The 13,013-nt window shown below is 69.9% G+C and carries 9 protein-coding genes, 1 tRNA gene and 1 pseudogene; 4 read left to right on the top strand and 7 right to left on the bottom strand.

Translation table 11 applies throughout. The features are described 5' to 3' along the window. Positions 1 to 29: 29 nt before the first annotated feature. The 3 genes from AC3CBB_RS01905 to mobA are packed head-to-tail and all read right to left on the bottom strand — an operon-like array spanning position 30 to position 2,086. Entirely contained in the window at positions 30 to 1,199 is a 1,170-nt protein-coding gene (locus AC3CBB_RS01905) for a molybdopterin molybdotransferase MoeA (RefSeq protein ID WP_488625772.1), read from the bottom strand. After that, complete coding sequence (locus AC3CBB_RS01900) at positions 1,196 to 1,453, bottom strand: DUF6457 domain-containing protein (protein ID WP_158614211.1); 258 nt, start codon at positions 1,451 to 1,453, stop codon at positions 1,196 to 1,198. The genes AC3CBB_RS01905 and AC3CBB_RS01900 overlap by 4 nt, the downstream gene beginning before the upstream one ends. Positions 1,454 to 1,462: 9 nt before the next feature. Continuing rightward, positions 1,463 to 2,086 (bottom strand): molybdenum cofactor guanylyltransferase, encoded by a 624-nt coding sequence (gene mobA, locus AC3CBB_RS01895; RefSeq protein ID WP_488625771.1) that lies wholly within the window; start codon positions 2,084 to 2,086, stop codon positions 1,463 to 1,465. A 143-nt stretch (positions 2,087 to 2,229) separates the two neighbouring features. Between mobA and fdhA the strand changes: the two genes are divergently transcribed. Together fdhA and AC3CBB_RS01885 are read left to right on the top strand one after the other, a co-directional pair. After that, on the top strand, positions 2,230 to 3,453 hold the full coding sequence (gene fdhA / locus AC3CBB_RS01890; RefSeq protein ID WP_123506174.1) for a formaldehyde dehydrogenase, glutathione-independent: 1,224 nt from the start codon (positions 2,230 to 2,232) through the stop codon (positions 3,451 to 3,453). Between the two features lie 111 nt (positions 3,454 to 3,564). Beyond that, entirely contained in the window at positions 3,565 to 4,530 is a 966-nt protein-coding gene (locus AC3CBB_RS01885) for a family 43 glycosylhydrolase (protein ID WP_488625770.1), read from the top strand. A 93-nt stretch (positions 4,531 to 4,623) separates the two neighbouring features. Here the strand turns inward: AC3CBB_RS01885 and AC3CBB_RS01880 are convergent. The 3 genes from AC3CBB_RS01880 to AC3CBB_RS01870 form a co-directional block, all read right to left on the bottom strand. Beyond that, positions 4,624 to 4,697: transfer RNA gene (locus AC3CBB_RS01880), tRNA-Met, on the bottom strand. Positions 4,698 to 4,746: 49 nt separating this feature from the next. Then, a complete protein-coding gene (locus AC3CBB_RS01875) occupies positions 4,747 to 7,734 on the bottom strand; it encodes a UPF0182 family membrane protein (protein ID WP_488625769.1) in 2,988 nt (995 codons plus the stop codon). A gap of 109 nt (positions 7,735 to 7,843) precedes the next feature. Continuing rightward, positions 7,844 to 8,968, bottom strand: a complete 1,125-nt coding sequence (locus tag AC3CBB_RS01870; RefSeq protein WP_488625768.1) for a YlbL family protein — start codon at positions 8,966 to 8,968, stop codon at positions 7,844 to 7,846. 151 nt (positions 8,969 to 9,119) lie between these two features. Between AC3CBB_RS01870 and AC3CBB_RS01865 the strand changes: the two genes are divergently transcribed. Together AC3CBB_RS01865 and AC3CBB_RS01860 are read left to right on the top strand one after the other, a co-directional pair. Continuing rightward, complete coding sequence (locus AC3CBB_RS01865) at positions 9,120 to 10,484, top strand: zinc-dependent metalloprotease (protein ID WP_488625767.1); 1,365 nt, start codon at positions 9,120 to 9,122, stop codon at positions 10,482 to 10,484. A gap of 70 nt (positions 10,485 to 10,554) precedes the next feature. Further along, positions 10,555 to 11,343 (top strand): annotated as a pseudogene (locus AC3CBB_RS01860) (TOMM precursor leader peptide-binding protein); the annotation flags it as partial. Here the strand turns inward: AC3CBB_RS01860 and AC3CBB_RS01855 are convergent. Beyond that, a complete protein-coding gene (locus tag AC3CBB_RS01855; RefSeq protein ID WP_488625766.1) occupies positions 11,300 to 13,012 on the bottom strand; it encodes an ATP-dependent helicase in 1,713 nt (570 codons plus the stop codon). The pseudogene AC3CBB_RS01860 and the gene AC3CBB_RS01855 sit on opposite strands and share 44 nt — an antisense overlap. Position 13,013 lies beyond the last annotated feature (1 nt).

Here is a 13,013-nt window from a genome sequence, read left to right as displayed (position 1 = left end):
CCCTCCGGGGCACGGTCTGGGAAGACGGCTCACCAGGGAAGATCCAGTGAGGGCACGGAATCACCCGCGCGGGCCCCGCCTTCGGGGACCAGGAGGATCCCGTCGGCGTCGGCCAGCCCCCGGAGCATCGCCGACGACTGGCGGGGCTGCGGAAGCGCACCTGCGAGCGTCTGCCGGTAGGCCTGCACGAGCACTCCCCCTCGCGGGTGGCTGACGTCGGCGGCGAGGTCCACTGTGCTCGGCACGGCCACCGTACGGCCGAGCAGGCCGTCGATCAGCGGTACGCCGACGACGACGAGGGCGACCATGGCCGCCATCGGGTTGCCGGGGAGGCAGAGGTGCAGGGTCGAGCCTCGGCGCGCGATCATCGTCGGCTGGCCGGGGCGCATCGCGACGCGGTCGACGACGAGCTCGGCGCCGAGGCGTGCGAGGGCCGCTCGGACATGGTCGGTGCTGCTGTGCGCCGTGCCCCCGGTCGTGATGACGAGTGCGAGATCGGGGCGGTCGAGAGCCGCGACGGTGGCATCGAGGTCGTCGGCGACCCGGACGGCCGAGTCCGCAACGGCGCCGAGACGGCGCAGGACATCGGGCAGCTGCACGGTGAAGACGTCCCGGACGGTACCGGGGGCGGGCACGCCCTCGGACACGATCTCGTCGCCGAGCACCGCGATGCCCACCCGAGGCGGGGTCGCGACGGTCACGGTGTCGAGCCCGCAGACGGCGGCGACCGCGACGCGCGGAGGCGTGAGGACGACACCCGCCTCGAACAGCAGATCGCCGGGCGTGGTCTCCTCGCCCGCGACGCGGATGTGGCGCGGAGCCGCGGGAGGGCCGTCGTCGATTAGACGGCCGTCGGCTACCCGCCCGGACTCCGAACGCAGGACGCGTTCCGCGCCGAGGGGAACGGCTGCTCCGGTCGTGATGGGGCGAGCGACGCCGGGCGCCAGCGGTCGGGAGTCGATCACGGGTCCGGCGACGATCGGCTCGCCGAGAATCCAGGGCCCGGCAGCCGAGACGGCCCAGCCGTCCATGGCGGCGGCATCGAAGCCCGGCACGAGCCCGGGCGAGCGCAGAGGGGCGGCGAGGGTGCGGAAGGCCGCGGAGGTTAGAGGAACCGTCTCGGCGGTGGCCCGGAGGGCTGATCCTGCATCGAAGGCCGCGCAGCGAACCTCGCTCCACGTACCGCCCGCCAGCGTCACTCCGGGTCGGCCGTGGCCAGGCGCCGCGCGGTCGCGAACGCGCGGTCGAGGGCCTCCGGTGAGCCGCCGTCCAGACCGGCTGCGAGACCGACGAGGAATGTCGTCAGAGGTGCGGCCGGGCGCGCGACGCCGTGCGCTGCATCCCGGGCCAGGTCGAGCACGGCGGGGATGTCGGCGGCGAAGCCGGGCGGCAGAGGGAGAGCCTCGGTGAGCGTCTTCGCCCACGCCTCGAGCTCGGCAGGTGTCTCGGTCATGGCCTCCACCTAACCAGCCGTCGACTCGGGCGCGCCCGCGACACCCCATCGCCGGGCATCGTCGACCGTGTCGACGTCGGCGCACAATTCGGTCGGCACCGCGACGTCGATCAGTCCGACGCCGTCGAGCATGCGACGAAGGGAGAGGTTCGCGAGGCCGACGGAGCTGGAGAGAGCGGCGAGGCGCTCGTCGAGCGCAGCCCGGCGGTAGAGGGCGAGGAGGGGCTGACGGCGGACATCGTCGTCGACGGCGATCCAGCCGTCGGCCATCCCGCCGTTGGATCCCGCAGACGCGCCGTCCAGGAGCACCCGTACCGCCTCCGGCGCGCGGGGAAGGTCGCACGCCAGCACGAGGACGAACTCCGACGCCGCCTCGGGCACCGCCGCGAGACCCGCGGCGACGGCGGCGACCGGGCCCGACCACGGCGGGTGCTCCCGGGTCGCCACCGAACCGGCCGGCGTCTCGCGGCCGTCGCGCAACCCCACGACGACTCGAGCGGCCGCAGCACCCGCCGCCTCGACCGCCAGATCGAGCAGAGTCGACCCGCCGGTCGTGAATGCCGTCTTGTCGAGACCGCCGACGCGGGACGCCCGGCCTCCGGCGAGGAGGACGGCGTCGAACGCGAGTGGCATGTGACCCATCCTGCTCGCCTGCAGGCTCGCTGTCTGGCTCCATCCGTCTGCCAGCGGACCTGGGAGGAAACCGGCGAACATGTGGGCAGCGGACGTAGCATCAGCGCGACGGCCGTCAGAGGCCGATGGATCAAGGAGGATTCATGTCAGGAAACAGAGCAGTCGCCTACAAGGGCCCGGGCGAGGTCGAGGTCATCGACACCGACTACCCCGAGTTCGAGCTCAAGGACGGACCGGGGGTGAACCCGGCCAACGTGGGCCGCAAGGTGCCGCACGGCGCCATTCTGCGCACGGTCGCCACGAACATCTGCGGCTCGGACCAGCACATGGTCCGAGGTCGCACCACAGCACCTGCGAACCTCGTGCTCGGGCACGAGATCACCGGCGAAGTGGTCGAGGTCGGGCCGGGAGTCGAGTTCATCAAGGTCGGCGACCTCGTCTCGGTGCCGTTCAACATCTCGTGCGGGCGCTGCAAGAACTGCATCGAGCGGAAGACCGGCATCTGCCTGAACGTCAACCCGGACAGACCCGGCAGCGCCTACGGCTACGTCGACATGGGCGGGTGGGTCGGCGGGCAGGCCGAGTACGTGCTCGTGCCGTACGCCGACTGGAACCTGCTGAAGTTCCCCGACAAGGACCAGGCGCTCGAGAAGATCATGGACCTCACGATGCTGTCCGACATCTTCCCGACCGGGTTCCACGGCGCTGTCACCGCGGGTGTCGGCGTGGGCTCCACCGTCTACGTCGCCGGCGCCGGTCCCGTCGGCCTGGCCGCGGCGACCAGCGCGCTGCTCCTGGGCGCCGCAGCCGTCATCGTCGGCGACATGAACGAGGGCAGGCTCGCCCAGGCCAGGAGCTTCGGCTGCGAGACGGTCGACCTGAGCCAGGGCGGCCCGGCCGAGCAGATCGAGCAGATCCTCGGGGTACCCGAGGTCGACTGCGCGGTCGACGCGGTCGGGTTCGAGGCGAAGGGGCATGGACACGACGCCAAGGAGGCGCCGGCGACCGTCCTGAACTCGCTCATGGACATCACGGCCGCCGGCGGTGCGATGGGCATTCCCGGGCTGTACGTGACCGGCGACCCGGGTGCGTCCGACGAGGCGGCAAAGAAGGGCTCCCTCTCGCTGTCACTCGGCACGGGGTGGGCGAAGTCGCTCTCGTTCACGACCGGCCAGTGCCCCGTCATGAAGTACAACCGCGGACTGATGAACGCGATCCTGCACGATCGCGTCCACATCGCCAAGAACGTGAACGCCACGGCGATCACCCTCGAGGACGCCCCCCGCGGCTACAAGGAGTTCGACGCGGGAGCCGCGACGAAGTACGTGCTCAACCCCAACGGGTACCTGGACGGCAAGGCCGCCTGAGTCCTGAGACGGGGCGCGGCGTCGACCCCGCGAGAACGAGAAGGGCCCCCTCACCGAGACGACTCGTGTTGAGAGGGCCTTTCTGCGGGGGGCCGGCGCATGCTGGAAGGCATGCACATCGACGACGAGGCGACTTTCAACCGGGCTGGATCCGTTCGGATCTTGGGGGCTCCCTGGGGCGACAGCTCACGACGAGGACGCCCCTACGCCAAGGACCCGTCGGTCGTCCGCTTCCAGGGCCGCTACCTGATGTACTTCTCGCTGCCGTCGCAGGACGACGACCGCGCTGAGGGCTGGTCGGTGGCCGTGGCTGAGAGCGACGACCTCGTGGCCTGGAACACGATCGCCGTCCTGCCCGCGTTCGGCGACTACGACGCCACCGGTGCTGCGGCCCCCGGAGCGGTCGTCATCGACGGCAGGGTCCACCTGTTCTTCCAGACCTACGGAAACGGCCGAGACGACGCGATCTGCCATGCCGCGAGCGACGACGGAACCGTCTTCACCGCGAACCCGCAGAACCCCGTGTTCTCCCCCACGGGCGCTTGGACCTGCGGGCGCGCCATCGACGCCGACCTGGTAGCAGCCGGCGACCACCTCCTGATGGCCTGGGTCACTCGGGATCCCGAGATGCGAATCCAGATGGTCGGAACCGCGAGAGCACCGCTCGACAGCGCATACGGGCCGGAGGACTGGGAGCAGCTGTCCGTCGACGGGCCCGCTCTCGCCCCCGAGCTGCCCTGGGAGCAGGAGTGCATCGAGGCGCCCGCCCTCCGGTGGGACGGCACCACCTTCACGATGTTCTACGCCGGCGCCTACAACAACCGGCCCCAGCAGATCGGCTGGGCGACGAGCCCCGACGGCCGCACGTGGACCCGCGGTTCTGACGAACCGCTCATCCCCGCCGGCCGAGACGGCGAGTGGAACAGCTCGGAGTCAGGCCACCCCGGGTACCTCCGCGACCACGACGGCCAGGAGTACCTCACGTTCCAAGGCAATCCCGACGACGGACGCACCTGGTATCTGGCCACCACGCGACTCGAGTTCGACGGCCCCGACCCGACCGTCGACATCGTCTGACCACCGCGCTCCGCGCTCCGGATGAGCGCGGCGGCGGGGAAAGACGAAAGGCCCCCTGATCAGGTATTACCTGATCAGGGGGCCTTTCTCTTGTTGCGGGGGCAGGATTTGAACCTACGACCTCTGGGTTATGAGCCCAGCGAGCTACCGAACTGCTCCACCCCGCGGCACAAGAAATGACTCTATCACGCGGATTGGATTCGGTCTAATCGAGGCCTACTGCGACGCCTTCACCGCGGCCTCGATGGCTGTCTGAAGCGCCTTGTCGGCCTCGGCGGCGGCCACCAGGTCGTTGGCCTTGTAGGCCGCAGCACGGTCGTCGAGAGCCGTCTGCGCGTCCGCCAGGGCCGCCTTGAGGGCCGCGCTGGACGTGCCGCCAGAACCGGACCCGGTGCCAGAACCCGAACCGGAGCCTGAGCCGGTGTTCGAGCCGGTGCCCGAGCCGCTCCCCGTCCCTGTGCCCGTGCCGTCGCCAGCCGACGGCACGCCGCTGTCACCGGCCGACGCACCGGCATTGCCGCCGAACAGCTTGTCGAGCGCCTCCTGCAGGGTGTCCTCGAACTCGATCTGACCACCGAACGAGACCAGGACCTTCTGCAGGATCGGGTACGACCCGCTCGAGTTCGACTGAACGTACACCGGCTGCACATAGAGCAGTCCGCCGCCGACCGGGAGTGTGAGCAGGTTGCCCTTCTTGACCGACGTGTCGCCCTGGCGCAGGAGCGCGAGCGCGTTCGCCACGTCGGTGTCGGAGTTGAAGCTCGCCTGCACCTGGTTGGGGCCTGCGACGTTGTCGTCCTTCGGCAGGGTCAGGAGCGTGAGCTTTCCGTAGTCGCTCGAGACGCTGCCCTTGGTGTTGCCGGCATCGGAGTTGGCCGCGAGATAGCCCGTCAAGACGTTCCGCGCGTTCGCCTCGGAGGACTGCTGCGGGATATACGTCGTGTACAGCTGGAACGCGGCGTCTTGATCGGGCAGCTTCATCGTGAGGTAGTACGGCTGCTGCTCGGCCGAGGCGGTGCTCGTCGAGTCGGACGCGTCGCTGGGGATAGCCCACGCGTCGTCGCCCGAGAAGAACGACCCGGCGTCGGTCACGTGGTACGTGGCGAGGATCGAGCGCTGCATCTTGAAGAGGTCTTCGGGGTACCGGACGTGGCTGAGCAGCGTGCCGCTCATGTCGGCCATGGGCGTGACCGTGGTCGGGAAGACCTTCTCCCACGTCTTCAGGATGGGATCGGTCTTGTCCCATGCGTAGAGGGTCACCTTGCCCGAGTACGCGTCGACGGTCGCCTTCACCGAGTTGCGGATGTAGTTGATCTGATCGGACGCGAACGCGCTCTGCGCGGTCGTCGTGCCCTCGACCGTGTTCGTCAGGCTCTGCTGGTCGGAGTACGGGTAGTCGTTCGACGTCGTGTAGCCGTCGACGATCCAGACCACGTGCCCGTTGACGACCGCAGGATACGGGTCGCTGTCGAGAGTGAGGTACGGGGCGACCTTCTGCACGCGCGTCTTGGGGTCGCGGTCGTAGAGGATCTGCGAGTCGTTGTTGACCGCGTTCGACAGCACGACCTGCTCTGACTGGAACTTGATCGCGTAGATGAGGCGCTTGAAGATGCTGTCGAGTTTCGGACCGCCGTCGCCGGTGTAGTTCGTCGTCGGGTTGCCGGTGTCGTCGGACGTACCCGAGGGGTAGTCGAGCTCGATCTGCTTCTTGGAGTTGCCGCCGACGATCGAGTACGCCGGGTTCTGCTCGCCGAAGTAGATGCGGGGCTCGTAGTCGGAGGCGTCTCCGAGCTTGCCCTTCACCGGGATGTCGGACTCGAGGAACACGGGCGTGCCGTCCGAGGCGCGCTCGTTGCCGTAGGCCGCGACGACTCCGTAGCCGTGGGTGTAGACGAAGGTCGAGTTGTAGGCGTTGTTCGCCGAGCCCAGGCCCTGCGTGTTCAGCTCGCGGACTCCGATGACGGTGTCTTGCACCTTGCCGTCGATCGTGTAGCGGTCGACGTCGAGGTCGTCGGGGAACGAGTAGTACTGGCGCAGCTGCTGGAGCTGGGCGAACGTCTCGGTGACGAGGGACGGGTCGATGATCCGGATGTTCTCCGTGGTGACGGCGTCGCTCGCCAGAGCCCCCTCGGTGGCGTCGGACTTCGCCTGGTAGGTCTCCTCCTTCACGTCCGAGACCCCGTACGCGTCTCTCGTCGCGTTGATGTTCCGCTGGATGTACGACGACTCGACCGTCTTGGCCGAGGGGTCGACGGTGAAGCGCTGGACGATCCACGGGTAGATCGCCCCGATGATGAGGCTAATGATGATCAGCAGCGCGGTGCCGATGACGGGCAGGCGCCAGCGGCCGATGACCGCGGTGACGATGAAGAGGATCGCGACGACGGCGGCGGCGTAGGCCAGGATCTGCTTGCCCGGGATGCCGGCGAACACGTCGGTGTAGGTGGCGCCGACGAAGCGCTTGTTGGAGCCGTCGGTCAGCGTCGCGTACTGGTCGAGCCAGAGGCTGACAGCCTGGAGGGCCAGGTACAGACCGGCCGTGACGGCGATCTGGATGCGCGCCACCTTCGAGATGCGGACCTCGCGACCCGAGAAGCGCAGCGCGCCGTACAGGTAGCTCGTCGCGAGCGCGGCGATCGCCGAGAGCAGCACGACGGCCGAGGCGAAGCCGACGATGCCCTGGTAGAAGGGCAGCGAGAAGACGTAGAAGCCGATGTCGAGGTGGAACTGCGGGTCGACCTTGCCGAACGGCGTGCGGTTGATCCACTGCAGGATCATCGACCAGTGACTGGAGGCGGCGATGCCGCCGAAGAGGCCGAGGATGATCGGGATGCCGAGCATGACCGTGCGGCGGAGGGGCTCGATGACCTGCTGGTAGCGGTCGAGCTGCGAGTTCAGCTTCGCGTAGACAGGGCGGAAGCGGAACGCGATGTCGATGCTCACGTAGACCGGCACGGCCATGCCGAGGAAGCCGATGAAGAACAGCGAGACGCCGGTGATCCACTGGGTCATGATGACGCGCGTGTAGCCGAGCTGCTGGTACCACAGGTAGTCGGTGGCCAGCCCCGAGAAGATGAAGAAGAGGATCACCAACGCCGCGAGGATCGCGATGGTGACGAGGACGGGGACCCGGGGCGAGCGGCGCCCGGGTCGCGTCGACGATGAACGCGCAGGCCCGGACGGGGCTGATGCAGAGGAAGTCAAGAGGGTGCTCCTGGCTGGTGGAGAGGATGAGCTGTCATCCTATGTGCCCAACCTCCATGTCAGTCCGGGCGTACGTCAGCCTGTGGACAACCCCTGGATGAGCCGTGTGTCAGGACGCGGGGCAGGTCGGCAGCTTCGACGTGTCGCCCTTCGAGGCGACCGTCTCGAGCACGGTCACCGAGTCGTCGAGCGTCTTGACGGCGTAGACCGACAGACCCGACGGGATGTGGCCGGTCACCTCGTTGCAGTTGCTCTCGGGAGCGAGGAAGACGGTGGCGCCGGCGTCTCGGGCGCCGTACATCTTCTGGCGGATGCCGCCGATCGCCCCGATGGTGCCGCCGGCGGTGATCGTGCCCGTTCCTGCGACCTTCTTGCCGCCATTGAGCTCGCCGGGGGTGACCTTGTCGATGACGCCGAGGGCGAACATCTGGCCGGCGCTGGGGCCGCCCACGTCGGCGAGCTTGAGGGTCACGGAGAAGGGGAAGGTGTAGGCGACGGTGGCGCCGATGCCGAGCAGGTAGCTGCCCTGCACCTCTTCGGGCGCGATCGTCACGGTCTTGACCGGGCCGGGGTCGGTCGAGCCGCCGGTCGTGTAGGTGATCGTCGCCTTCGCGCTCTTGTTCTTCGCGACGAGCGCACGGAGGCTGTCGACGTCGCTGTTCTCGGTCAGGTCGACGCCGTTGATCGAGCGGATCACGTCGCCTTTCTTCAGGACGCCGTCGGCGGGGCTGCCCTTCGAGACGGTGCTGACCGAGATGGAGGTGCCGACGTCGTAGCCCTCGTGGGCGAGGGCGGCCGTGACGGCCGACTTCTGGCTCTGCTCCATGTCGATGGTGTTCTGCTGGTCGACCTGCGTGTTCGAGACGCCCGTCGGGTAGATCGCCTCGACCGGGATGACGGCCTTGCTGGGGTCGAACCAGGCGCCGACGATCTCAGCCCAGTTGGGGCGCTGCGTCTGGTTGCCGACGACGCTCACCGTCAGGAGGTCGAGGGTGCCGCCGGTCGGATAGGTCGGGTGGCCGCTCACCGAGATCAGCGGAGTCTGCTTGCCGTCGAACTCGTTGGTGCCGAGGGTGTTGAAGACCGGGCCCGGCTGCTCGATCAGGTAGGGCGCGGGCAGGACGGACAGCACGACCGCGAGCACGACGGCGCCGCCCAGAAGCGCCGGCCCCAGGACTCCCCGACGACGCCGCGGGGCGCTGGGAGCGGAGGCGGGGGCGGTGAAACGAGCCAAGTCGGATGCTGCCTTTCAGGACACACGGGTTCGAGACGAGCTGTGGCCCGCCTCGGGAGGCTCCGGCGTGTTCGCCGTGGGCGCAGTCTCGGGCCCCGAGAAGCGGTGGAATCCCAGGCTCATCGAGTGGCCAGAGGCTAGCGTAGTTGGCATGTCTGAAGATGCGCAGCCGGGGCCGGACGACGAGTTCCGCGACATGCTGCGGCAGTTCCTGTCCGGCGATTCCGAGATCGACCCCGCCAAGCTGGTCGGGGCGGCGGGCCTGCCCAACGACCCGGCGTTCATGGCCCGGCTGATGAGCCAGCTCCAGGCCGCGGTGAGCCGGTCGGGCGACGGCATCGACTGGTCGCTCGCGACCGAGCAGGCCACGGGCATCGGCTCGCAGTCCGCCGTGGCCACCGCGCCCGGCACCACCTCGGCACTCGAGCAGGCCTTCCACGTCGCGGCCCTCTGGCTCGACGAGGTCGCCTACGTGGCCGAGCTCACCGTGGCCCCCCGACTCATGACGCGAGCCGAGTGGGCCGCGGCGACCATGCCCGTGTGGAGCCAGCTCTCCGAGCCGGTGGCCGACTCGATCGCCGACTCCCTGACGACCGTCCTCCGCGACCAGGCCCCCGAAGAGATGCGCGAGATGCTGACCGGTGCCAGCCAGGTCATGCGGAACGTAGGCGGCGCCCTGTTCGCCATGCAGCTCGGCCAGGTCGTCGGGCAGCTGTCGACCGAGGTGGTCTCGGGCGGCGACGTCGGCATCCCCCTCCTCGACGACCAGCAGGCCGCGCTCCTGCCCCAGAACGTCCTCGCCTTCGGCGAGGGCCTCGACGTGCCCTCCGACCAGGTGCAGCTCTACCTGGCGGTGCGCGAGCTCGCCCACGCTCGGCTCTTCCGCCACGCCCGGTGGCTGCGCCTGCACCTCATCTCGTCGATCCGCGAGTTCGCCCAGGGAATCTCGATCGACACCAGCCGACTCGAAGAGCTGGCCGCCGACTTCGATCCCTCGAACCCCGAGGAGCTGCGCGAGGCCATGGCCTCCGGTGCGCTGATCCCGCCGAAGACCGACGAGCAGATGGCTGCCCTGGCGCGCCTCGAGACGACCCTCGCGCTCATCGAGGGGTGGGTCGACGTCGTCACGGCCAAGGCGACCGAGCGACTGCCGAAGTCCGACGCCATCGCCGAGATGGTTCGCCGCCGGCGCGCGGCCGGCGGCCCCGCCGAGTCGGCGTTCGCCACGCTCGTCGGCCTCGAGCTGCGGCCGCGACGCCTGCGCGAGGCGGCCGCCATGTGGCAGGCCGTGTCCGACGCCGTCGGCGGCGAGGCGCGGGATGCCCTCTGGGCGCACCCCGACATCGTGCCGACGAGCGACGACATCGACTCGCCGACCGGTCTGATCGCACGCCTGACCTCGACGGAGCCGGCACTCGACGACGTCGACCGCGCCATCGAGGACCTCCTCAACGACGTCAGCGACGACCGACCGCGCGAAGGCGACGACGGATCGGCCGAGGAGCCCGAGGCGTAGCCCAAGCGCACGCCGCGGGGCCTGTGGACAGACGGAGCGGCGCGGGCAGGATCCGGGCCACCATTCTCGGATGGACATCCGCTTCGACCCCCGCCTCCCCCTCGTCTGGCGCGACCCGCAGACCCTGCAGATCGGCGTCGACCGCCCCCGCGTGGTCGTCGCCGACCTGACCGCGCGCGACGAGCGGATCGTCGCCGCGATCGCGTCCGGCCACGGGCGAGCCGGCACCGCCGTTCTGGCCCAGCAGATCGGCTGCCTGGAACGCGAGGTGATCGAGCTGCTCGAGCAGCTGGCGCCCGCGTTGGTCACGACGCGCGCGGTGCCGTCGCCGGTCGTCGAGCTCGCCGGCGCCGGCGACGTGGCGGACGATGTCGCGGAAGTGCTGGGCGAGTGCGGCCTGGAGGTACGTCGCCGGTCGGGTGACCTCGGTGAGGGGTGGCCCGTTCCTGCGCTCGGAATCGCCATCGGCGACCACGTGCACGACCCCGTGGTCTCGGGGGCCTGGCTGTGGCGCGATATCCCGCACCTGCAGGTCGTGGTCGGCGACTCCCTGTGCCGCGTCGGCCCGGTCGTCGTGCCGGGCGAGACGGCCTGCGCCCACTGCCTCGACCTCTTCCGCGCCGAGGTGGACGACCGGTGGGGCGTGATCGCCGCTCAGCTCTGGGGTCGACGCGGCACCGCGCCGGGGCCAGTGCTGCGGAGGGAGCTCTCGTCGAAGATCGCGCGGCGCGTTCTCGCCGAGGTGGGCGATGGCGACGGGCCGCCCGACGTGGATCACGCCGATCTCGAGATGGTCGAGCTCGACACGGGCCGTGTCACGCGATCGACGAGCCGACCCCATCCGGCGTGCGGATGCGCAGCTCTTCCAGAAAACGACTCGGCCGGCGCTCCATCGTCGCTCGGCTCTGCCCCTGCCGCGCCCACGACAGGCTCAGCCGCCGGCGCGCTCGCGTGACCCCGACGTACAGCAGGCGTCGCTCCTCGTCGACCGCCTCGAACGTCTGGGCGTAGCTGATCGGCAGCAGCCCCTCGGTGAGGCCGACGATGTAGACGCTCTCCCACTCGAGCCCCTTGGCCGAGTGCAGGGTCGCGAGCGTGACCGCCGCCATCGTCGGCTCGTGCTGGCTGGCCTGGCGGGCGAAGAGCTCGTCGACGAACTGGCGGAGGGTGGTCTGCGGGCCGGCGGCCTCGGCGAGGCCCATGAGGGCGTTGAGCGACTCCCACCGGTCGCGCACGGCACCGCGCTGCTCGGGAGCCTGCTGCAGCCAGCCCAGCGAGCGCAGCACGTCGCTGACCGTCTTGAACAGCGGCTCGTCGACGATGCTGATCGCCGCGCCCTTCAGCATCATCATCGCCTGCTTGACCTCGGGCAGGTCGAAGAAGCGGGCGCTGCCGTGGAGGCGGGTGGTGACGCCCAGGTCGTCGAGGGCGCGCTCGAGAGCGGGTGCCTGCACGTTGACGCGGAACAGCACGGCGATGCTCTCGGGAGCGGCACCGGCGCGGATCTCGGCCGCGATGCTCTCGGCGACGAACCGTGCCTCGGCCGAGTCGGTGACGTGGTCGGTGACTCGCGGCGCCGGCCCGGGCTCGGTGTCGACGGGGTGCAGGTGCAGCGCACCGGGCCTCCCCCGCATCAGCTCGTTGGCGGTCTCGACGATGGGCCGGGCCGAGCGGTAGTTCTGCTCGAGGCGGAGCACGTCGGCGTTGGGATGACGCGAGCCGAACCCGAGGAGGTAGTCGGCCGAGGCGCCGGCGAACGAGTAGATGGTCTGGCTGGCGTCGCCGACGACGCAGAGGTCGTTGCGGTCGCCGAGCCACAGGTCGAGGAGGTCGTGCTGGAGCGGCGAGACGTCCTGGTACTCGTCGACGACGAAGAAGCGGTACTGCTCGCGCACCTGCTGCGCCACCCGAGGTTCGAGCTCGAGCATGCCGGCGGTCGCGAGGAGGACGTCTTCGAAGTCGAGCTGGCGTCGGCTGTCCTTCAGGTCTTCGTAGGCCTTGTGCACCGCCACCGCCTGGTCGACCGACACGTTCTGGGGCAGGCTGCGCGTCGGCAGGGCCGCCTCGTACTCCTCGTAGGTGAGGCGCGAGACCTTGCGCCACTCGATCTCGGCCGCCAGGTCGCGGAGGGTCGCCGTGTCGAGGCGCAGGCGCAGCGTCTCGGCGGCGTGGGCGATGAGCTTGGCCTTGCCGTCGACGAGCCGCGGCATGGTGCCGCCCATCGTGTCGGGCCAGAAGTAGGCGAGCTGCGACAGCGCGGCCGAGTGGAACGTGCGGGTGCTCACGCCCCCGGCGCCGAGCGCGCGGAGACGGCTGCGGAGCTCCCCCGCCGCCCGCTTGGTGAACGTGAGCGCCATGACGCGGTTCGGCGCGTAGACGCCGGTCGCGACCCCGTAGGCGATCCTGTGCGTGATGGCCCGCGTCTTGCCGGTGCCGGCGCCCGCGAGGATGCAGACCGGCCCGAGGAGCGTCTCGGCGGCGCGGCGCTGCTGCTCGTCGAGGCCGGCGATGAGATCGGCGGCCTCCACG

It is taken from the genome of Frondihabitans sp. OV104 (genome assembly GCF_057787745.1).
This window is presented reverse-complemented; position numbering and strand designations above follow the sequence as displayed.